The following is a 19,748-nucleotide window of genomic DNA, read 5'->3' on the forward strand; positions in this document are numbered from 1 at the left end:
TGGCCGAATCCAAGGCGGTGGGCAGTGCCTGTCGTCATGCCGTGCGCGCCATCGAAGATTGCTACACGCTCAATCCCAAGGCTGACAAGGCTGCGGTTTTTGCCGGCTGGCGCGAGATGGACGAGTACATGCGCGAAAACAAGCTGGAGGGCGTGGCGCCGGTCGTTCCTCGGCCGCCTCCCCCGTCGGCCTCCAAGGCCTCTGCGCCCAGCAAGTCGGATGACGAAGAAGATGCTTCTTCTGACGCGACAGACGAGGCAGCCTCCAGCAAGCCTGCCAAGAAGGCCAAGTCCAAGGCGCACTGAACTACGCCTTCGCGTTGATTGGTCCAACAGGCAGTGTGCCTGAACCCCTTGCCCATTTCGGGCATCGTCCTGGCCTGACAATGGGCGGATGTCGTCGAGCCCGTCTTTGCCTCTCAGCCTGATCGATCGCCGCTTGTGGCGACACCCGGAGTGTCGACAGGGTATGCGTGACATGGCCCGCGTGATGCCTGGACTGATGGCGTGGGGGCTGGTGACCGGGGTGGCCATGGCGAAGTCCGGCTTGCCCATTTCCATCGCCTTGCTCATGAGCCTGTCGGTGTTTGCCGCCAGCGCGCAGTTGTCGGCGGTCCCGCTGATGTTGGCCGGGGCGCCGATCTGGGTGGTGTGGCTGACGGCGCTTTGTGTGAATCTGCGATTCGTGATTTTCAGTGCGCAGATGCGCGAGCACATGATGTGCCTGCCTTTGCGGTGGCGCCTGGTGGCGGGTTACCTGACGGCTGACGTGACCTATGTGATGTCGGTGCACCGGTATGGCGGCAAACCATCCGCGTCCAGCGAGCGCGTCGAACCCCTGGCCTATTTCGTGGGCCTGGCGGTGATCAACTGGGGTGGCTGGAACATCGCTTCATTGTTTGGCGTGCTGTTCGCTGCCTGGGTGCCGACTGCCTGGGGCCTGGGTTTTGCCGGCACCCTGGCGCTCTTGGGGCTGCTGGTGACGCTCGCCAAGGACCGACAAACCTTGTGGACTGCCGGGCTGGCCGCCTCGGCAGCGGTCGCGGCCTTCGCGCTGCCGTTTCGCCTGTATATCGTGGTCGCGGTGGCGGCCGCTGTAGCGGTGGGGCTGTTGATGGATGCGTGGTCTGCGCGTTCTGCGGCCAGGGTTGAGGGATGACCGTGCCGACGACACTCCTGCCCATGACGGAAGGCGAGATGGTGCTGGCGGTGCTGGGCCTCATGGTGATTTCGGCGGTGACAAGGTCGACCTTCTTCCTCTCGCGCGAGCCCTGGAAGCTGCCGGCTTGGGCTGAGCGGGGCTTGAAGTACGCCCCCCTGGCTGCATTGGCCGCCGTGGTGGCGCCCGAGGTGCTGATGTCGCAAGGTCATCTGGTGAAGACCTGGCAGGATGCGCGCCTGGTGGCCGCACCGGTGGCGATCGCCTGGGCGGTGTGGCGCAAGGACATGTTGACCACGATCGGCGTGGGCATGGCGGTGTATCTGCTGCTCAAGCTCGGGCTTGGCTGGGCCTAGGCGCCCGCGCCGTGCCCTGTGGTGACTGGGGGCGCAGAAATGCACGCCGTCCACTGAATCGGGGGGGACGAAGGCGCCAGACCTTTCTACAATGTTGGACTTTCGTTTTCATTCAACGCCGAGGCGGCAGCACAACATGAACATCCTCCGATTTGAAGACCTCGTGGCTCAGGGCAAGGCAGCGGGCCAGCGCGTGTTCATCCGCGCAGATCTGAACGTGCCGCAAGACGATGCCGGCAACATCACCGAAGACACCCGCATCCGCGCCTCGGTGCCGGCGATCGAGCTGGCTTTGAAGGCTGGCGCCGCCGTGATGGTCACATCCCATCTGGGCCGCCCGACCGAAGGTGAGTTCAAGCCTGAAGATTCGCTGGCACCTGTGGCCAAGCGACTGGGCGAGCTGCTGGGTCGCGAAGTCAGGCTGGTGAGCAACTGGGTCGACGGCGTGAGCGTGAACGCTGGCGAGGTGGTGCTGCTGGAGAACTGCCGCCTGAACAAGGGCGAGAAGAAGAACAACGAAGAGCTGGCACGCAAGATGGCCGCGCTGTGCGACATCTTCGTGAACGACGCGTTCGGCACGGCGCACCGCGCCGAGGGCACGACCTATGGCATCGCCCAGTTCGCCAAGATCGCTTGTGCAGGCCCGCTGCTGTCGGCCGAAATCGACGCGATCAGCAAGGCACTGGAAGCCCCGAAGCGCCCCTTGGTGGCCATCGTGGCCGGCTCCAAGGTGTCGACCAAGCTGACGATCCTGCAATCGCTGTCCAAAAATGTGGACGGCTTGATCGTGGGTGGCGGCATTGCCAACACTTTCATGCTGGCTGCCGGCCTGAAGATCGGCAAGTCGCTGGCTGAGCCCGATCTGCTGGGCGAGGCCACAGCCGTGATCGCGGCGATGAAGGCCCGTGGTGCCGATGTGCCCATCCCTGAAGACGTGGTGGTCGCGAAGACCTTTGCCGCCGATGCACCCGCCACCATCAAGGCCGCGACCGATGTGGCCGACGATGACCTGATCCTGGACATCGGCCCCAAGACCGCCGCCAAGCTGGCTGCCCAATTGAAGGCGGCTGGCACCATCGTGTGGAACGGCCCCATGGGTGTGTTCGAGTTCGAAGCCTTCTCGCATGGCACGGAAACCGTGGCGCGCGCGATTGCCGAGTCGGCTGCGTTCAGCATTGCCGGTGGTGGCGACACCCTGGCTGCGATCGCCAAGTACGGCATCGAGAAGGATGTGGGCTACATCTCGACCGGTGGTGGTGCGTTCCTGGAAGTGCTGGAAGGCAAGACCCTGCCAGCGTTCGAGATCCTGAGCAAGCGCGCAGCCGCTTGATGCGGGCGTGAGTGGCCTGACGGTGCGCGAAGGCGTATCCGGGCTGGGCTACTGAACGAATGGAAGGCCTGTTCCTGTGGGGGCAGGCCTTTTTCGTTTCAGTGGTGCCGGCGTGAGCGAACTGATTTTGGGGTGCTCAGGCTCGAGGCTGAAGGGCGTCGCTGGCCGCGATCGGGTCACCGCTTTGCTGCATGACTTGCATCCAGGTCTGGAACTCGCCGGGGGCGCCGGCATCCCAGGGATGAAAGCCGGGCTTGTACCAGGCAAGGTAGGGGCGCAGCAAGGGCCCCATGAGGCCGCCGGGCTTGTAAAGCCACCACAGGCCTTTGAGCCAGATGCCCCAGCGTTGCCAGCGGTTGAAGCCGTCCACCTTGAGCATGTGGTTGAGGATCTGGAAGACGAACATGGGGAACTGGATGCTGACCATCAGCAGCGCCCACACGCGCAGCCAGTAGCCGACATGGGCCACCTGCTGCATGACGTCAAAAGCCACGCCTTTGTGTTCGACTTCTTCGACGGCATGCCAGACGTACATGGCGCGCACGCGTGGATCGGCGTCTTCAAAGTGATGCCGGTTCTCGACGAAGGTGTGCGACATGAGCGCGGTGATGTGCTCGGAGGCGGCTGTGATGGCCAGGGTGTGGCCTTTGGTCAGCGTCTTGCGGGCGATGTCGAACAGGTTGCGGCGCTGATTGGCCAGGATCTTGTCGACCTTGACGCCTTGCCGTGACAGCCTGTGGTTGAAGGCGTTGTGGACCTTGCTGTGCTGGGCTTCCTGGCGTGCAAAGTCGAGCAGGATCTGCTTGTGGGCGGGATCGCCGATCTGGTCCTTGTAGTCACGCACACAGGCAATGAAGAAGCGCTCGCCCTCGGGGAAGAGCGTGGACATGGCGTCGAAGAAGCGGGTCTTGAAGGGATCGCCGCCGAACCAGTGTCGCGGGATGTCGCCGTCCAGGCCGAAATCCAGGCCTTCACGGACGGTGATGGGCAGTTGGGCTTCGGGCAGTTGCCCGCTGGTGCTGAGGTCGTGCGCAGTCATAGCTGAACCTTTCGGACGACTGTGCCACGGGCTTGACTGATGCGGCGCAAGCGCGGGGCCGATGCGCGCGGGAAAACGTGTCGGATGCACGCAGATCGAATCTGGCAAAACTGGCAGATTCAAGGCCCGGCGTGGGCGGGCAAAAAAATAGCCACGGCGCCCGAAGGTGCCATGGCTGCAATGCGCTTGATCAGTGAGCCCGAAGACGGCGTCCGTCCTGGGGCTTGAGGGCGCGTGAGGCATCACGCGAAAGAAAGATGGACGTGGAGATGCGCCGTGATGCCTCGCTTGAGTTGCCGGAGCCTGACCTTGATCAGGCGCCTGCGGCGTACAGGGCTTCACCAGCCTTGAGAGGGTCACCGGTGCGGTTGTAGGTGTCCAGCCAGAGCTTGTAGCTGTGCATCTGGCCGCTTTGCCAAGGATGGAAGCCAGGCTTGTAGTACTGGATGTAGTGACCGAACAGGGACATGAACAGGCCACCGGGCTTGTACAGCCACCACAGGCCCTTGGCCCAGATCTTGGTGCGTTCCCAGCGGCTGAAGCGGTCCACCTTGAGCATGTAGCGCGTGACCAGCAGGGCGTGGATGTTGAAGCCCAGCGTGACCACCATCATGGCGAAAATGCGCTGGAAGTAGTTGACCTTGGCGGCTTTCTGCATCACGTCGAAGGCCACGGCCTTGTGCTCGACTTCTTCCATGGCGTGCCAGGCGAACATCGCGCGCATGCGGTGGTCGGCGTTGGCCAGCAGGGTTTTGTCTTCGCAGAAGCTGTGCGCCATGATGGCCGTGAGGTGCTCGGCTGCGGCGGTGTCGGCCAGCGTCATCTTCTTGGGCACCTTCTTGCGAATGATGTTGAAGAGGATGTGGTGCTCGATGCGCTCGAGCATGTCGACATCGATGCCTTGTGCCTTCAGTCGGTTGTTGTAGGTCGTGTGCACGATGCCGTGCTGACCTTCCTGGCGCATGAAGTCCTTGATCTCCTGCAGGAGCTTGGGATCGGTGACCTGATCGCGGAAATCACGCACGCAGGAGATGAAGTAGCGCTCCCCTTCGGGGAAGATGGTCGACATGGCGTCGAAGAAGCGCGACTTGAACGGGTCGTTGTCGAACCAGTACTTGGGGATGTCACCATCCAGGCCGAAGTCGAGTTTTTCGCGCGGGATGATCGGGGGGGATTGATTCATGATCTCACTCCTTCAGGGTGGGAATCAAAGGGCAGGTCAGGCGTGAGCCATGCCCTGGGTCAGATCGGCGTGCAGGCGGTTGCCGGCTTCGACAGGGTCACCGGTTTCCTTGAGCAGGCGCACCCAGGGTTCGTAGCTCGGCACCACCGGCTCCTGCCAGGGATGGAAGCCGGGCTTGAGGTAGGAGAAGTACTTGCCGAGCATGGGCATGAAGATGCCGCCGGGCTTGTACAGCCACCACAGACCCTTGGCCCAGATCTTTGTGCGCTCCCAGTTGCTGAAGCCGTCGGCCTGCAGCATGTGCTTCATGATGCGGAACACGTGATAGGGGAAGAGTGCCGTCACCAGCAGCATGGAGCCGATGCGGTTGAGGTAGCTGGACTTGGCGATGTCGACCAGCACGTCGTAGGCGACGCCCTTGTGCTCCATCTCTTCCATGGCGTGCCACACATACAGGGCGCGCATGCGTTCGTCGGCACCGTTGAAGATGTGCGGGCGCTCGACGAAGCAGTCGGCCATGATGGCGGTGATGTGTTCGGACGCGGCCGTGATGCCCAGGGTGAATTCACGCGAGCAGTGCTTGCGGATGATGCCGAACAGGCGGCGCTCCTGGCCCTCGAGGATGGCGTCCACGCCGATGCCATGCTGCTTCAGGCGGTTGTTGTAGCGGGTGTGCAGCATGCTGTGCTGCGCTTCCTGGCGCGTGAAGTCCTTGATGTCTTCGATCATCTTCGGATCGGTGATCTGATCCTTGAAATCACGCACGCAGGTGATGAAGAACTTCTCTCCGACCGGGAAGAGGGTCGACATGGCGTCGAAGAAGCGGGTCTTGAACGGGTCGTTGTCCAGCCAGTACTTGGGGATGTTGCCGTCCAGGTCGAAGTCCAGCTTTTCGCGCGGGATGATGGGGGGCGGTGTGAGTTTGTTCTTGCTCATGTTTTGTCTCCTCGGACGCCGTATGTCACAACTTGCAACGGGGGTCTGACAGGTTGTGACTTTAGGGACGACCCTTGATCTGCGCTATGTGACGCAACGACATGAAGGTAAGTTTGGCGACAGTGCGCCGCTAGGGAAAACGCGGAGAACGCGTTTCGTTTTCGGCGGGATCCGCAAGGGCTTGAGCCCTTCGCGTAGCAGGGTCTCAGCCTTGCTGGCGGCGGTATTGGCTGGGGGTGACGCCAGACCAGCGCGTGAAGGCCTGCGTGAAGCTGCGCCGATCGGAGAAGCCCAGGCGGTCGCTGATGTCTTCGATCGGGGTGGTGTCCTGACGCAGCCATTGCTGGGCCAGTTTGTAGCGCACGCGGCCCTGGATGGCCGAGTGACTGTCGTTGACTTCCTTGAGGCGACGCTGCAGGGTGCGGGCGTGCAGGCCAAGCTCTTCGGCCAGGGCTTCCAGGCCCAGGCCCATCAGGCGCGGTTTGTCATGGAAGGCGCGCTCGATCTGCTTGATCAGGGCCTGGCCGTGGTGGCCTGCGCCTTCCAGCGGTTTGGGCTCGGCGCGCTGCGCCACTTTTTGCGCCAGGCGTTTGGCAGCCTGTTCGTGCAGGATGGGGAAGGCGCCGGTCAGAGGTTGATCCAGCAGGGCGCGGTCGAACCACAAGGCGTCCATCGGGGCACCCCATTCGACGGGCACCTGGAGGGCGGCTTCAACCTGATCGCTCCAGGCGTGGCGCGGGTGGCGCATGGTGATGCGGCCGATCAGTGTCTGGCCGCCCAGCAGCAGGCGGCTGAACTTGATGGTGGTGGTGATCACACCTTCGGTGAAGGGCCAGGTGCGCTCAACGGACGCGTCGGGCACGCTGAAGTTCAGGGCAATGCGGGCTTCGTTGCCATGTTCGGCCAGCGCGAAGGTCAGATACGGATTGATCAGTGACGGGATCCATTCAAGTGCGCGCGTGGCGTCTCGCAGGGTGGCGCTGGTCGTGATGAAGGTCTCCACGTCGGACATGTATTCGAACGCGAAGGTCTCGCCCAGCACGACGGGGAAGTGCTTGGGGCTGCCGATACGGCGGGTTTCGTCCACGCAGCGCTGCATCAGGCCTTGCATCGTGTCGCGCGACACCATGGAGGTTTCCGGATGCAGGGTGGCCGTGTCGATGCCCTCCTGACGGAAGATGGCTTCGATGTCGATGCCGCACAGACGTGCCGCGCGCACCCAGTTCGTCACAGTGACGAAAGGGATCATCTGGTCGGCGCTGGAATCCGTGATCGACTGGTTCATGGGCCTCTGTTCAGGCGGGGGACAAGGCGGACGACGCGGCAGCAGGTGTCGCGGTCTGGAAATGATGCAGCCATTTCAGGACTTCTGCAGCCGTCAGGTCCGGCAGCTCGAAAGGATACAGGTGGGTGCCATCGATCCACGACAGATGGCGCCCGACCAGTTGTTTGATGCCCTGGATGCCGACCTTGCGAGTTTCGCGCGAGTGGGTGCCGCCGATGAAGGCCAGCGGGCAGTGGTGTGGGTGACGACGGAAGGTCTGCAGCAGATCGTGCGGCATGGTGCTGTAGATGGCCGCTTCAATTTCACGGCGGAAACTCAGGCGGCGCGACTGGCCATCGAGGTGGGTTTCGGTGCCATGCGCCAGGTAATCCTGCAGCACGCGGGGGTGGAAGGCAGCGAACTTGGGCTTGGCCGAAAAGTGCGCGTGCGCGACTTGCAGGTTTTGCCACTCCTGGGTGCGCTGGGCCGCGATGCGGGCGGGGGCGACGACTCGGTCGATCGTGCCCAGGCGCTTGGCCAGACCCACCCCTGCGCTTTTCCAGCCGTGCAGCACAGGCGAATCCATGATCACCACACCCTGGGCCAGATGCGGGTGGCGGCTGGCGGCCATCATGCTGAGGTAGCCACCCAACGAGTGGCCCACCAGCCAGGCCGGATGCCCCACTTCGCGTTCGATGAAGTCCTTGAGCTGGTCCACCAGATGCGGCCAGTTCATGGTGACGGGGTAGCGCGCATCGTGGCCAAACTTGTCCAGCGCGTGGACCTCGTAGCCAGCCTGCCGCCATGCTTCGAACAGCGCCTGATAGGTGCTGGCCGGAAAGCTGTTGGCGTGCGAGAAGACGATGGTGCGGTGTGAGGTCTGGGGCTTCATGGCGGTCTCAGCGGGGGAGGGCGGCGCGTGTGGCCCGACGTCGGGCATGCGCACCCTGAGCCTGTATTCGGCAGTCTCGTCCCGGCACTGAATCAAATGACAACATTACTTCTTGAGGTGTTTTTATGCGCTGGAGTGTAAGGTCGTTGCGTCAGGGCATCAAGGATCTGATCTGGAGGTGTATTTCCAGCATTCAAGTGAAGGGGTTTGGTGTGACACTGGTCACAGATAGACAACAGCAGAGCCTTTCACCATGCAGCGTGCCACCAAGATCGTCGCCACCCTCGGACCAGCCTCGTCGACACCTGAGGTGCTCGAAAAAATGCTGGTGGCCGGGGTCGACGTGGTGCGGCTGAACTTCTCGCACGGCAAGGCGCAGGACCACATCGACCGCGCCCAGGCCGTGCGCGACGCCGCGGCCAAGGTTGGCAAGGTGGTGGCCATCATGGCTGATCTGCAAGGCCCCAAGATCCGCGTGGGCAAGTTTGCCGAAGGCAAGGTGATGCTGGAGCCAGGTCAGGCCTTCGTGCTGGATGCCAGCCGGACCGAGCCGGGCGACATCAACGGTGTCGGCCTGGACTACAAGGAGCTGCCACGCGATGTGAAGCCTGGCGACATCCTGCTGCTCAACGATGGCCTGATCGTGATGAAGGTGGATGCCGTCAAGGGTGAGGCCGTGCACACCACGGTCAAGCTCGGCGGGGAGCTGTCCAACAACAAGGGCATCAACAAGCAGGGCGGCGGGCTGACCGCGCCAGCGCTGACCGCCAAGGACATGGAAGACATCAAGACGGCCGCCAGCTTTCAGTGCGACTACATCGCCGTGTCCTTCCCGAAGAACGCTACCGACATGGAAATGGCCCGCCAGCTGTGCAATGTGGCTGGCGAGCCCTGGAAACACCGCCCCGCCCTGATCGCCAAGATCGAGCGCACCGAAGCCATCCCGAATCTGGAAGCCATCCTGAAGGCGTCAGACGGGATCATGGTGGCGCGGGGTGACCTGGCCGTGGAAGTGGGCAATGCCGCCGTGCCGGCGCTGCAAAAGCGCATGATCAAGATGGCGCGCCACATGGACAAGGTGGTGATCACGGCCACGCAGATGATGGAATCCATGATCGTCAACCCGGTGCCGACGCGTGCCGAGGTGTCGGACGTGGCCAATGCGGTGCTGGATGGCACCGACGCCGTGATGCTCAGCGCTGAAACCGCAGCCGGCAAGTACCCGATCGAGACGGTCGAGCAGATGGCCAACATCGCGCAGGCCGCCGAAGCCGCCGAGGAGGTGTCGCTGGACGCCGATTTCACCAACACGACCTTTGGCCGGATTGACCAGTCCATCGCCATGGGCGCCCTGTTCACGGCCTACCACCTGGGCTGCAAGGCCATCATCGCCTTGACCGAATCCGGCTCGACGGCGCTGTGGATGAGTCGTCACAAGATCCACGTGCCCATCTTCGGCCTCACAGCACAGCCGATTTCGCAGCGCAAGATGGCGCTCTATCGCAACGTTCGTCCCTTGCTCATCCCTAATTATTCGGACCGTGACGAGGCGCTCAAGCACGCTGAGGCTCTGCTCGTCGAGCGCGGCGTGCTGCGTCCGGGCGACACCTATGCCATCACCTGCGGGGAGCCCATGGGCCACCCTGGCGGCACGAACATGCTCAAGGTGTGCGAGGTCAAGTGAACAGAAGTCACCCCTCCGCCCGAAACTGGGGGTAGGTAAGGCGGCCGGGCTTCGTTAGAATTCCGCCCAGTTCTCACGCGCAGAACGTCGCGGTTCTGCGCGTTTCATTTTTTCTCGTTTCCGCTTACCTGGGGGTTTCATGGCACTCGTTTCGATGCGTCAACTGCTGGATCACGCTGCTGAAAACAATTACGGCATTCCGGCTTTCAACGTGAACAACCTGGAGCAGGTCCAGGCCGTGATGGCCGCCGCCGACGAAGTTGGTGCCCCCGTGATCCTGCAGGCCAGCGCTGGCGCCCGCAAGTACGCTGGTGAATCCTTCATCAAGCACCTGATCCAGGCCGCCGTCGAGATGTATCCCCACATCCCCCTGGTGATGCACCAGGACCACGGCCAGTCGCCCGCGATCTGCCAGGGCGCCATCGACCTGGGCTTCGGCTCGGTGATGATGGACGGCTCGCTGAAGGAAGACGGCAAGACCCCAGCCTCGTTCGATTACAACGTGGACGTGACCCGCAAGGTCGTGGACATGGCTCACAAGGTGGGCGTGACCGTGGAAGGCGAACTGGGCTGCCTGGGCAACCTGGAAACCGGTGAAGCCGGCGAAGAAGACGGCATCGGCGCCGAAGGCAAGCTGGACCACAGCCAGATGCTGACCGACCCCGAAGAAGCCGCGGTGTTCGTCAAGGCCACCCAGCTGGACGCCCTGGCCATCGCCATCGGTACCAGCCACGGCGCATACAAGTTCTCGCGCAAGCCCACTGGCGACATCCTGGCCATCAGCCGCGTCAAGGAAATCCACAAGCGCATCCCCAACACCCACCTGGTGATGCACGGTTCGTCTTCGGTGCCTCAGGACCTGCTGGCCATCATCAACCAGTACGGCGGCAAGATGAAGGAAACCTACGGCGTGCCCGTGGAAGAAATCCAGGAAGCCATCAAGTACGGCGTGCGCAAGATCAACATCGACACCGACATCCGCCTGGCGATGACCGGTGCCGTGCGCAAGTTCCTGGCCGAGAACCCCGACAAGTTCGACGCCCGCGAATGGCTCAAGCCCGCTCGTGAAGCCGCCAAGCAGATCTGCAAGCAGCGCTACATGGAATTCGGCTGCGAAGGCCAGGGCTCCAAGATCAAGGCCATCTCGATGGTAGACATCGCTGCCATGTACGCTAACGGCAAGCTGGCCCAGGTCGTGGCCTGATTACTTGACTGACTGAAGGAACGCTGCTGCTGTCGATCGTTGATGGCAGCAGGTCATCGGCGAGGGCCTTTCGTGGTGCCTCGCCGTTTTTTTGCCTGTGTGCGTGATTGGGTTTGTTGTGGCGAGTCGTGTTTGGAAGCGGACCTTGGGCGGACTGGCTGCCGCTGTGGTTCTGGGAACGGCCCTGGTGGTCGTGCCTTGTGTGGTGACCTTGTCAGGCGAACCCGTTTCGTCGGAGAGGGTGGCCGACGATGCGCAAACCCGATACCCGATCGTGCTGGCGCACGGGATCATGGGCTTTGCCTATGTGGGCAAGCAGTCCTACTGGCGAGACATCCCTGAGACCTTGCGCGCGCATGGCGCGCAGGTTTTCGTGACCCAGGTGTCGGCCTTCAACAGTTCGGATGTGCGTGGCCAGCAATTGCTGGATCAGGTACAGAAGATCATGCAGGAGACGGGCGCAAAAAAGGTCAACCTGATCGGGCACAGCCACGGCAGCCATTCGGTGCGTTATGTGGCGGGCACGCATCCGGAGTGGGTGGCATCGGTCACCACCGTATCGGGCCCGACGACAGGCTCCGAAGTGGCTGACTGGCTGGCCGAGCTGGATCGGAACCACCCCTGGGTGGCGGGCCTGGTGTTGAGCTTTGGCGATGCCGTTGGCGGTCTGATCAACAGCATCACCCATGTCGACCTGCCCATTGATTCGCGCCAGGCCATGCAATCTCTGACCAGCACGGGCGCAGGCTTTTTCAATCAGCGATTTCCGGCAGGCGTGCCCGAGCAGGCCTGCGGCGAGGGCGGCAATGTGGTGGATGGCGTGCGCTACTACTCGTGGAGCAGCGTGGGACAGTTCTACCGTGCACTGAACCTGTCCGACTACATCATGAGCTTCACGGGCAAGGCATTTGTGCGCGAGCCGGACAACGATGGCCTGGTTGGAAAATGTGCGAGCCACCTGGGCCAGGTCATCCGCGATGACTACCCGATGAATCACTTCCAGATCGTCAACCAGTTCTCTGGTCTGGTAGCACCTGGTGCCGACCCGATAGGGCTGTTCGTGGAGCATGCCCGTCGCCTGAAAGAGGCCGGCTTGTAAACAGCTCAGCCTTGAGTTGCACGATGCACGCCAGGGAGTGTGCGGGTGACCAAGGGCCGGGATGCGCACAACACGGCTTTGCCGTATGCTGCGTCCCGGCCTTTCTTCATGGCCACCTGTTTGACGACTGACAACCGAACGCGGAGACATCGCATGCTCAAGCTCTACGGCTTCCCCTTGTCCAACTACTACAACAAGGTCAAGCTGGCCTTGCTGGAAAAGGGCGTGCCCTTCGAGGAGGTACTGGTCAATTTCGGCGCCGAAGGCAAGGCGGGCAAGTCGCCGCTGGGCAAGGTCCCTTACATCGAAACAGAGCATGGATTTCTGTGCGAGAGCCAGGCCATCGTGGATTACATCGAGGCGCGCTGGCCGACCCCGGCACTCATTCCGTCTGATCCCTGGCAAGCCGCCAAGGTACGGGAGCTGATCACCTATTGCGACCTGCACGTGGAGTTGTGCGCACGCCAGCTTTATGCACAAGCCTTCTTTGGCGGGACCTTGCCCGAGAAGTTCGTCGAACGGGTCAAGGGTGATCTGATCAGGAATCTGGCCGCCTTCAAGCAACTGGCGCAGTTTGCCCCGTATGCCGCAGGCGACACCTTCACCATGGCCGATTGCGCCGTGTACGTCAGCCTGCCCTTGACCGCACTGGCCACCAAGATCGTGTGTGGCGAAGACCTTGTCGCCGCAGCGGGCATCGACTGGAAAGCCTATGTCAAGCTGATCGAAAGCCGCCCGACTGCGCAGAAGGTTGCCGCCGACCGCAAAGCCGATCAGGCGCGTGCCATGAGTGCGGCCAAGGCCAAGACGGACGCTCAGTAAGCGCGTGCCATTTCAGCCCGGCTGTGATACAAAACGCAGCACGGGCACGGTCTGGCTGGCGCCAGCGCATGAGGCCCGCCTGACAATACAGGAGGGGTTCATGCGTGAGGCGGTTCAGGCTCGCCACCATGTGACGCTGATGGGCGAAGGGGCGCCAGTGCTGGTGCTGGCCCATGGGTTCGGGTGTGATCAGCGCATGTGGCGCCACGTGGCCCCGGCGTTGGCGCAAGACCATCGTGTCGTGCTGTTCGACCACGTGGGGGCAGGACGCTCCGACGCCAGCGTCTGGCGCCCTGAGCGTTACGCCAGCCTGTCGGACTACGGCCGTGACGTCATCGAGATCATCGAATCGCTCCAGTGCGGGCCAGTGGTGTTCGTGGGGCACTCGGTCAGTGGCTCGATCGGCATGCTGGCGGCCATTGCGCGGCCCGACTTGTTCGAGCGTCTGGTGATGCTCTGCCCCAATCCCTGTTTCATCAACGACCCACCCTATGAGGGTGGGTTCGAGCGGGCCGACATCATGGACCTGCTCGAGTTGATGGACCGCAACATGAGCGCCTGGGCCAATTTCTTTGCCCCGGTGGCCATGAAGAACAACGACCGTCCGGAGTTGCGTCAGGAGCTGCAGGACAGTCTGTGCGCCGGTGACCCCGTCATCGTCAGGCACTTTGCCCAATTGGTCTTCCTGGCCGATGTGCGCGCCGAGTTGCCGAAACTGCGCGTGCCCTCCTTGATCCTGCAAGGTGGCGATGACAGTGTGGCGCCCTTGTCGGTGGGCGACTACCTGCATCAGCAGCTGGCTCAATCGACCTTGCGGCGGATGTCGGCACCAGGACATTGCCCGCACATGAGCCATCCGCAAGAAACCGTGGCCTTGATTCGCGAGTACCTCGCAGACAGGTATGCCGGCATCCAGCATTGATGATTTGCCCGTGGCGGTCGCTGTGGTCAACGACGATGGCGTCTTGCTGGAGGCCAACCTGGCGCTGGCTCGGACCTTGGTTCGTGATCAGGGCAGCCTGAAGGGCCAGGCCATCGGATTGATGCTGACGCGTGCGGCGGCGCTGCTGTACCACTCCTACATCTTTCCCATCCTGAAGGTGTCGGGTGAGGTGCAGGAGGTGGCCATCCAGTTGCAGGACTCGCGTGGCAAGCGTGTGGATGCGCTGCTCAGCGCCAATCGCCAGGAGCGCGATGGGCAAGGGGTTGTACGTTGCGTGTTCATGCGGCTGCAGGAGCGTGGCAGGCTGGAATACCAGTTGCTGACGGCCAAGCGAGCTGCTGACGAGGCGCCCGGTTTGTTGTTTCAGTTGTGCCGGGCCGTGGATGGGCACACCTGGTTTTCCTATGTGACCGATGCGGTGCGGCGCGTGTTCCAGGTGGCGCCTTCACAGGTGCTGGAGGACGCGAGGGCCGTCTGGCAACGCATCCATCCGGATGACGTGGCGCAGATCAATCAGACGCTGGATCACTCTGCCTTGACCTTGCAGCCCTGGCGCTGCGAGTTCCGCGTCTGCGGTGGCGAGTCGGTGTCCTGGTGCGACGTGCATGCGACGCCACACAAGGAGGTGGATGGCACGGTGGTGTGGAACGGCTTCATGGCCGACACCACCGAGCGGCGGATCATGGAGGCCGGCCTGCGGGAAAAGGCCGCGGCGGAGCGTGCCAACCAGGCCAAGAGCGCGTTCATGGCCAGCATGAGCCATGAGTTGCGCACGCCCCTCAATGGCATCCTGGGTTTTTCCAAACTGCTCCAGATGCAGGATGCCGGGAACTTGCGTGCAGACCAGCGAGGCAAGCTGATGCACATCGAAACGGCCGGGCAAAACCTGCTGCGACTGATCAACGAGCTGCTGGAGGTGTCGCGCATCGAGTCCGGGGCCATCAAGCTGCACATGGCGCCGCTGGGGTTGGCTGACATCCTGGCGCAGGCGGTGAGCCTGGCTGAGCCGCTGGCCATGCCACGTGCTGCACACCTGCGTTGCATGGGCGAGATGTCCCTGGTGGTTCAGGCCGATCGCCACCGATTGGGGCAGGTGTTGCTCAACCTGTTGAGCAACGCCATCAAGTACGGGCCTGCAGGGGGGCTGGTAACGGTGCAAGCCAGTGTCGCCGCTGACGATGACGGTGCTGTCGAGATCGCGGTGCAGGACCAGGGGCCGGGTCTCACGCAGGCTCAGCAGGCGCAGTTGTTTCAAGCGTTCAACCGGCTGGGCGCGGAGCACGGCCCGGTTGAAGGGGTGGGGCTGGGCCTGGTCATCACGCGTGGGCTGGTTGAGCTGATGGGTGGGCACTTGCTGGTTCGCAGCGAGCCAGGGCAGGGGGCCGCGTTTGTGGTGCGTCTGCGTCGGGGGGAGGTGCAGGAGGACGTGGGCCTCGGCGCTTCCGCGGCGTCCGCGTTGACACAAAGCCAGGTGCCTGGGCACACGCAAGCTCCCCTTGCGGCCCGCCAGCGTGTGCTGTATGTGGAGGACAACCCGATCAATGCCCTGCTCATGCAATCGGTGTTCGAGGATTCGCCGGACTTTGAATTACAGGTGGTGGACACCGGTGACAAAGCCCTGGCTGCCGTGAAACAAGGGCCATGGCCTTCTGCATTCCTGCTCGACATGCACCTGGCCGACATGGATGGGCTCACCTTGTTGCAGCGTTTGCGCATGCAACCCGGTTTTGCCGGCCGCCCGATCGTGGCGGTATCGGCCGATGCCATGCCGGATGACATCCATCGCGCCTTGCACGCCGGCTTTGCCGACTACTGGACCAAACCCATCGACATCACCCAGGTGCAGCCCACCTTGAAGCGTTTGTTGAGCGCGAGCCCCCAGTGACGGCACAATGTCGGTTTGACGTGACGATTTCGGCGCCCGAACCACCATGACCTCTGCCCTGCACACCTCCGCCCTGACCTCCCTGCCTCTCCTTGCCCGCGGCAAGGTGCGTGACAACTACGCCGTGGGCAACGACCGCATCCTGATGGTGGCCTCCGACCGCATCAGCGCGTTCGACGTGATCATGGGCGAGCCCATTCCGGGCAAGGGTGCGCTGCTGACCAAGATGGCGCTGTTCTGGTTCGAGTTGCTCAAGGACGTGGCTCCCAACCACCTGACGGGTGAGGACCCCGTGAGCGTGGTCACCCCTGAAGAGCGCGCGCAGGTTGAAGGCCGCGCGATGCTCGTCAAGAAACTCAAGCCCCTGCCTGTCGAAGCGGTGGTGCGCGGTTATCTGGCCGGCAGCGGCTGGAAGGAGTACCAGGACAACGGCGAAGTTTGTGGGGTGAAATTGCCTGCCGGATTGCAAAATGCCAGCAAGCTGCCGGAGCCCATCTTCACGCCTGCCACCAAGGCCGACGTGGGTGACCACGACGAGAACATCAGCTACGACAAGATGGTCGAGATCATCGGTGCCGACATGGCTGCGCAAGTGCGCGAACTGGCCATCAAGCTCTACAAGAAGGCGGCCGATTACGCGCTGACCAAAGGCATCATCATTGCCGACACCAAGTTCGAGTTTGGTCTGGACGCCAACGGCACATTGACCGTGATGGACGAGGTGCTCACGCCTGACTCCTCGCGCTTCTGGCCCGTGGAAGGCTATGAGGCGGCCTTCAAGGCCGGCGCGAACCCACCCAGCTATGACAAGCAGTTCGTGCGTGACTGGCTGGAGCAGGCGACCGTCAATGGCAAGCCCTGGGACAAGACCGCGCCATCGCCAGCCTTGCCGCAAAGCGTGATCGACAACACCGCAGCCAAGTACCAGGAAGCGCTGACGCGCCTGACCGGCCAGTGATGGCACGGAGTGGGCGGCCTTGAGTCGCCCCAGGCCATAAAAAAAGGGCATCCAGGTGGATGCCCTTTTTCACGGCCTGGCCAAGCGCATGCGCCGCCAGGCCTGGCTCGGATCAGTTGCCCTTGCGGCGACGTGCCAGCATGCCGATCACACCCAGGCCAGCCAGCGCCAGTGCCATGGATTCGGGTTCGGGCACGGCGCCAGTCACGCCCAGGTCACCGTAGTAACTGCCACCGGCCTTGCCTTCGGCATGGCCCAGCAAGGTGATGGTGTAGTCGCCAGCGGCCAGGTTCTTGAAACCGAACGAGGCGCGGATCGGCGTGGGGCTGATCGTGCCGGTGCCCAGGAAGTCATTGGGGCCCGACAGCTTGATGGAGTCGAACACCACGACCTTGAGCAGCACGTTGCCTGCGGCGTTGTACAGGGGATCGGAGATGGCGCTGAAGGTCACGTCGCTCACGCCATCCAGGTGGAAGTTGTAGTAGTCGTTGAACGACTTGGTGGGGTCGACCTTGCGGGTGTCGAGCAGCGCAAAGGCGTAATCCGGCACATCAGCGCTGGTTTCCAGCACGAGATCGACATTGACCGAGCCGGGATTGCCGGCCAGCACGGCGGTGCTGGAGGCCAGGGCTGCCAGGGCTGCGACGAACTTCAGTTTCATGAGGGAGGCTCCCGTTAAACGACGCGAGGCCCGCGGACACCGTGTTTCACGGTCGTGAACGATGTCACAGGCAATTGGATGCATTCTTCAGGATGAATATGACACTGTCATCCCCCGCCCATGGGGGAGATAGCCCCTCCGGATAGGGGTTTTCCCGGGTTATGGCAAATCTGGCTCGGGCGCCGTGTGTGCTGCGGCCAGCGCCTGTGCGAGTTCGGGCGTGGCAGCCCATTCCTTGAGCATCTGGGCGGCGTCGCCCACGCCGATTTTCTTCAGCGAAGAAAACAGGGCGATCCCGATGTCGGCTTCTTCCGTGGCCAGGTCCGCCAGGACGTCTTGCGCCTGACGCAGTGCCTCGGCGCCTTCCTTGCGGTTGAGCTTGTCGGCCTTCGTGAGCAACACCAGCAACTTGACTTCGCCATTGCGAACCCGCGGGGTGACAAACTCAAGCAGGTTGCGGTCGAGTTCGGTGAAACCGTGTCGCGAGTCCACCATCTGCACGACGGCTGTGAGGTTGCGCCTCAGGGCCAGGTAATTGGCCATCACTTCCTGCCAACGCAGCTTGGCGGAGCGTTCCACCGCCGCGTAGCCGTAGCCGGGCAGGTCGGTCCAGACCTGGTTGGGGGCCGCCTTGGGGCCGACGTGGAACAGGTTGATGTGTTGCGTGCGCCCTGGCGTTTTGGATGCGAAGGCGAGCTGGCGTTGCTGGGCCAGCGTGTTGATGGCCGTGGATTTGCCTGCGTTGGAGCGGCCCACGAAGGCCACTTCCGGCAATTCGGTGACGGGCAACTGGTTCAGTTGGGCGGCTGTGGTGAAAAAACGAGCCGAATGGGCCCAGGCCAGGGCTTCCTTTTCTGGGTCAGATACCTTGTCTGACGTGGTGTTGGCAGGGGCGGAAGCCCCCGGATTTGCGTCCTTCTGGGGACGCTTTGGTCGGGTTGCGCTTGGACGGGTCATAGGACATTGTAAAATCTCTCGGTTTATCTGCCTAATCAACTACAGCCCACCACGCCATGAAGCGCTTTTTCAACCTGATCGCCCTTGCCTCAGTGGCCCTGTCCCTGTCGGGCGTGGCCCACAGCTCGGAAACCAAAGCCGCTGCCAAGCCTGACCTGGCGGCCGGTGAAACCAAGGCAACCACCGTTTGCGCAGCCTGCCACACGGCAGACGGTTCGCGCGGCATGCCCACCTACCCGATCCTGCAAGGTCAGCATCCTGAATATCTGGTCAAGCAACTGACAGAGTTCAAGGAAGGCAAGCGCAAGAACAGCATCATGAACGGCATGGCGGCTGCCCTGACGCCTGAAGACATGCGCAATGTCGCCGCGTTCTACGCCACCAAGAAGGCCAAGGCCGGCGTGGCCAAGAGCCCTGAGCTGGTGGCTGCAGGCGAGAAGATCTATCGTGGTGGCATCGCCAAGAAGAGCGTGCCTGCCTGTGCGGGTTGCCACAGCCCCAATGGTGCTGGCATTCCGGTTCAGTATCCGCGTCTGGCTGGCCAGCATGGCGACTACATCAAGGCTCAGCTGACCGCCTTCCGTCAAGGTGAGCGCACCAACAACGCCCAGATGAGCAGCATCGCGGCCAACCTGAGCGACAAGGAAATCGAAGCGCTGGCCGACTACATCGCCGGTCTGCGTTGATGCCCTTGCCGGCGTGCGGTTGGCGCGCCGGCGTTCACTGCCAAGGCGGGAGGTCCGGTATCGGGCTGACCGCCTTTTGCTTTCCTGGGCTGCGCGTTTCCACCAGGGCAAGAGGTCGTTTGCGCGACTTTCCTGGGGGGCGTGCCTCGCTATAGTGGGCCCTTGCCTGATCCGAACCTATGACCGCAGCAGTTGTTCCTCCCGGTGAGCCGGTGCCTTCCAGCCCACAGCGCCCGCAACGCGAGCTTGGGCGTGAGTTGATGGAGTTGCTGGCGTCCATGCGCTTTGCGATTGCGCTGCTGACCGTGATCTGCATCGCATCGGCCATCGGCACGGTGGTCAAGCAGGGTGAGCCTTTCGTCAACTACGTGGACCAGTTCGGGCCTTTCTGGGCCGAGGTCTTCGGTGCGTTGGGCTTGTACCGCGTGTACGGCACCTACTGGTTCCTGGTGATTCTGGCGTTTCTGGTGGTGTCCACCAGCCTGTGCATCGCGCGCAATACTCCCAAGATCCTGGCGGACTGGCGTACCCACAAGGAATACATCCGTGAGAAGGCATTGCAGGCCTTTCCTCACAAGGCTGCTGGTGTGGTGGGCAAGCCGCTGGAGCCCATGCGTGAGCATGTGATCCAGTTGCTGGCCTTGCAGGGCTGGTCGGTCAAGACGCAGCAACGTGAGGCATCGGCCAAGGG

The 19,748-nt window shown here is 62.7% G+C and carries 20 protein-coding genes; 13 read left to right on the top strand and 7 right to left on the bottom strand.

Features of this window, described 5'->3' with window-relative positions:
• The 4 genes from VFW93_RS16250 to VFW93_RS16265 form a co-directional block, all read left to right on the top strand.
• On the top strand, positions 1-305 hold a 305-nt coding region (locus VFW93_RS16250), incomplete at its 5' end, for a hypothetical protein (protein ID WP_329695006.1).
• 163 nt (positions 306-468) lie between these two features.
• Positions 469-1,158: an AzlC family ABC transporter permease gene (locus VFW93_RS16255; RefSeq protein ID WP_329695007.1), complete on the top strand. Its 690-nt coding sequence runs from the start codon at positions 469-471 to the stop codon at positions 1,156-1,158.
• Positions 1,159-1,160: 2 nt separating this feature from the next.
• Positions 1,161-1,514: an AzlD domain-containing protein gene (locus VFW93_RS16260; RefSeq protein WP_329695008.1), complete on the top strand. Its 354-nt coding sequence runs from the start codon at positions 1,161-1,163 to the stop codon at positions 1,512-1,514.
• 136 nt (positions 1,515-1,650) lie between these two features.
• Entirely contained in the window at positions 1,651-2,844 is a 1,194-nt protein-coding gene (locus VFW93_RS16265) for a phosphoglycerate kinase (protein WP_329695009.1), read from the top strand.
• Between the two features lie 136 nt (positions 2,845-2,980).
• On the opposite strand, the gene VFW93_RS16270 is transcribed toward VFW93_RS16265, so the two are convergent.
• The 5 genes from VFW93_RS16270 to VFW93_RS16290 all read right to left on the bottom strand — a co-directional run bounded on the left by VFW93_RS16270 (position 2,981) and on the right by VFW93_RS16290 (position 8,158).
• A complete protein-coding gene (locus VFW93_RS16270; protein WP_329695010.1) occupies positions 2,981-3,883 on the bottom strand; it encodes a metal-dependent hydrolase in 903 nt (300 codons plus the stop codon).
• Positions 3,884-4,196: 313 nt separating this feature from the next.
• Positions 4,197-5,066 carry a metal-dependent hydrolase gene (locus VFW93_RS16275; protein WP_329695011.1) on the bottom strand — a complete coding sequence of 290 codons (870 nt, stop codon included), beginning with the start codon at positions 5,064-5,066 and terminating at the stop codon, positions 4,197-4,199.
• A gap of 36 nt (positions 5,067-5,102) precedes the next feature.
• Positions 5,103-6,002, bottom strand: coding sequence for a metal-dependent hydrolase (locus VFW93_RS16280; RefSeq protein WP_329695012.1), 900 nt, complete (start codon positions 6,000-6,002; stop codon positions 5,103-5,105).
• A gap of 205 nt (positions 6,003-6,207) precedes the next feature.
• Complete coding sequence (locus tag VFW93_RS16285) at positions 6,208-7,287, bottom strand: AraC family transcriptional regulator (RefSeq protein WP_329695013.1); 1,080 nt, start codon at positions 7,285-7,287, stop codon at positions 6,208-6,210.
• A gap of 10 nt (positions 7,288-7,297) precedes the next feature.
• Positions 7,298-8,158: an alpha/beta hydrolase gene (locus VFW93_RS16290; protein ID WP_329695014.1), complete on the bottom strand. Its 861-nt coding sequence runs from the start codon at positions 8,156-8,158 to the stop codon at positions 7,298-7,300.
• Positions 8,159-8,411: 253 nt separating this feature from the next.
• Here VFW93_RS16290 and pyk point away from each other — a divergent pair, with 253 nt between their 5' ends.
• The 7 genes from pyk to VFW93_RS16325 all read left to right on the top strand — a co-directional run bounded on the left by pyk (position 8,412) and on the right by VFW93_RS16325 (position 16,753).
• Positions 8,412-9,842 (top strand): pyruvate kinase, encoded by a 1,431-nt coding sequence (gene pyk, locus VFW93_RS16295; protein ID WP_329695015.1) that lies wholly within the window; start codon positions 8,412-8,414, stop codon positions 9,840-9,842.
• A 139-nt stretch (positions 9,843-9,981) separates the two neighbouring features.
• The gene (gene fba, locus VFW93_RS16300; protein WP_329695016.1) at positions 9,982-11,046 is read left to right on the top strand and encodes a class II fructose-bisphosphate aldolase; all 1,065 of its coding nucleotides are present in this window, start codon (positions 9,982-9,984) and stop codon (positions 11,044-11,046) included.
• A 145-nt stretch (positions 11,047-11,191) separates the two neighbouring features.
• A complete protein-coding gene (locus VFW93_RS16305; RefSeq protein ID WP_329695017.1) occupies positions 11,192-12,145 on the top strand; it encodes a triacylglycerol lipase in 954 nt (317 codons plus the stop codon).
• A 153-nt stretch (positions 12,146-12,298) separates the two neighbouring features.
• The gene (locus tag VFW93_RS16310) at positions 12,299-12,967 is read left to right on the top strand and encodes a glutathione S-transferase (RefSeq protein WP_329695018.1); all 669 of its coding nucleotides are present in this window, start codon (positions 12,299-12,301) and stop codon (positions 12,965-12,967) included.
• 100 nt (positions 12,968-13,067) lie between these two features.
• Positions 13,068-13,889: an alpha/beta hydrolase gene (locus VFW93_RS16315; RefSeq protein WP_329695019.1), complete on the top strand. Its 822-nt coding sequence runs from the start codon at positions 13,068-13,070 to the stop codon at positions 13,887-13,889.
• Entirely contained in the window at positions 13,870-15,795 is a 1,926-nt protein-coding gene (locus VFW93_RS16320; protein WP_329695020.1) for a hybrid sensor histidine kinase/response regulator, read from the top strand. Before VFW93_RS16315 ends, VFW93_RS16320 begins: the two co-directional genes overlap by 20 nt.
• A 46-nt stretch (positions 15,796-15,841) precedes the next feature.
• Complete coding sequence (locus VFW93_RS16325) at positions 15,842-16,753, top strand: phosphoribosylaminoimidazolesuccinocarboxamide synthase (protein ID WP_329695021.1); 912 nt, start codon at positions 15,842-15,844, stop codon at positions 16,751-16,753.
• Between the two features lie 112 nt (positions 16,754-16,865).
• Here the strand turns inward: VFW93_RS16325 and VFW93_RS16330 are convergent, their stop codons facing one another.
• Entirely contained in the window at positions 16,866-17,414 is a 549-nt protein-coding gene (locus VFW93_RS16330; protein WP_329695022.1) for an FxDxF family PEP-CTERM protein, read from the bottom strand.
• 159 nt (positions 17,415-17,573) lie between these two features.
• Complete coding sequence (yihA, locus tag VFW93_RS16335; protein ID WP_329695023.1) at positions 17,574-18,371, bottom strand: ribosome biogenesis GTP-binding protein YihA/YsxC; 798 nt, start codon at positions 18,369-18,371, stop codon at positions 17,574-17,576.
• A gap of 56 nt (positions 18,372-18,427) precedes the next feature.
• Between yihA and VFW93_RS16340 the strand changes: the two genes are divergently transcribed.
• Positions 18,428-19,057 carry a c-type cytochrome gene (locus VFW93_RS16340; protein WP_329695024.1) on the top strand — a complete coding sequence of 210 codons (630 nt, stop codon included), beginning with the start codon at positions 18,428-18,430 and terminating at the stop codon, positions 19,055-19,057.
• A 260-nt stretch (positions 19,058-19,317) separates the two neighbouring features.
• Positions 19,318-19,748: cytochrome c biogenesis protein ResB (locus tag VFW93_RS16345; protein WP_329695025.1), on the top strand; the 431-nt coding region annotated here is incomplete at its 3' end.

Source organism: Aquabacterium sp., assembly GCF_036279675.1.
In the GTDB taxonomy this organism is placed as follows: Bacteria; Pseudomonadota; Gammaproteobacteria; order Burkholderiales; family Burkholderiaceae_C; genus Aquabacterium.

Bases quoted from the DNA above. Each gene is read 5' to 3' on its own strand.
- VFW93_RS16255 (WP_329695007.1), top strand. From the start codon at position 469: ATGCGTGACATGGCCCGCGTGATGCCTGGACTGATGGCGTGGGGGCTG.
- VFW93_RS16265 (WP_329695009.1), top strand. From the start codon at position 1,651: ATGAACATCCTCCGATTTGAAGACCTCGTGGCTCAGGGCAAGGCAGCG.
- VFW93_RS16270 (WP_329695010.1), bottom strand. From the start codon at position 3,883: ATGACTGCGCACGACCTCAGCACCAGCGGGCAACTGCCCGAAGCCCAA.
- VFW93_RS16275 (WP_329695011.1), bottom strand. From the start codon at position 5,066: ATGAATCAATCCCCCCCGATCATCCCGCGCGAAAAACTCGACTTCGGC.
- VFW93_RS16280 (WP_329695012.1), bottom strand. From the start codon at position 6,002: ATGAGCAAGAACAAACTCACACCGCCCCCCATCATCCCGCGCGAAAAG.
- VFW93_RS16285 (WP_329695013.1), bottom strand. From the start codon at position 7,287: ATGAACCAGTCGATCACGGATTCCAGCGCCGACCAGATGATCCCTTTC.
- VFW93_RS16290 (WP_329695014.1), bottom strand. From the start codon at position 8,158: ATGAAGCCCCAGACCTCACACCGCACCATCGTCTTCTCGCACGCCAAC.
- pyk (WP_329695015.1), top strand. From the start codon at position 8,412: ATGCAGCGTGCCACCAAGATCGTCGCCACCCTCGGACCAGCCTCGTCG.
- fba (WP_329695016.1), top strand. From the start codon at position 9,982: ATGGCACTCGTTTCGATGCGTCAACTGCTGGATCACGCTGCTGAAAAC.
- VFW93_RS16310 (WP_329695018.1), top strand. From the start codon at position 12,299: ATGCTCAAGCTCTACGGCTTCCCCTTGTCCAACTACTACAACAAGGTC.
- VFW93_RS16315 (WP_329695019.1), top strand. From the start codon at position 13,068: ATGCGTGAGGCGGTTCAGGCTCGCCACCATGTGACGCTGATGGGCGAA.
- VFW93_RS16320 (WP_329695020.1), top strand. From the start codon at position 13,870: ATGCCGGCATCCAGCATTGATGATTTGCCCGTGGCGGTCGCTGTGGTC.
- VFW93_RS16325 (WP_329695021.1), top strand. From the start codon at position 15,842: ATGACCTCTGCCCTGCACACCTCCGCCCTGACCTCCCTGCCTCTCCTT.
- VFW93_RS16330 (WP_329695022.1), bottom strand. From the start codon at position 17,414: ATGAAACTGAAGTTCGTCGCAGCCCTGGCAGCCCTGGCCTCCAGCACC.
- yihA (WP_329695023.1), bottom strand. From the start codon at position 18,371: ATGACCCGTCCAAGCGCAACCCGACCAAAGCGTCCCCAGAAGGACGCA.
- VFW93_RS16340 (WP_329695024.1), top strand. From the start codon at position 18,428: ATGAAGCGCTTTTTCAACCTGATCGCCCTTGCCTCAGTGGCCCTGTCC.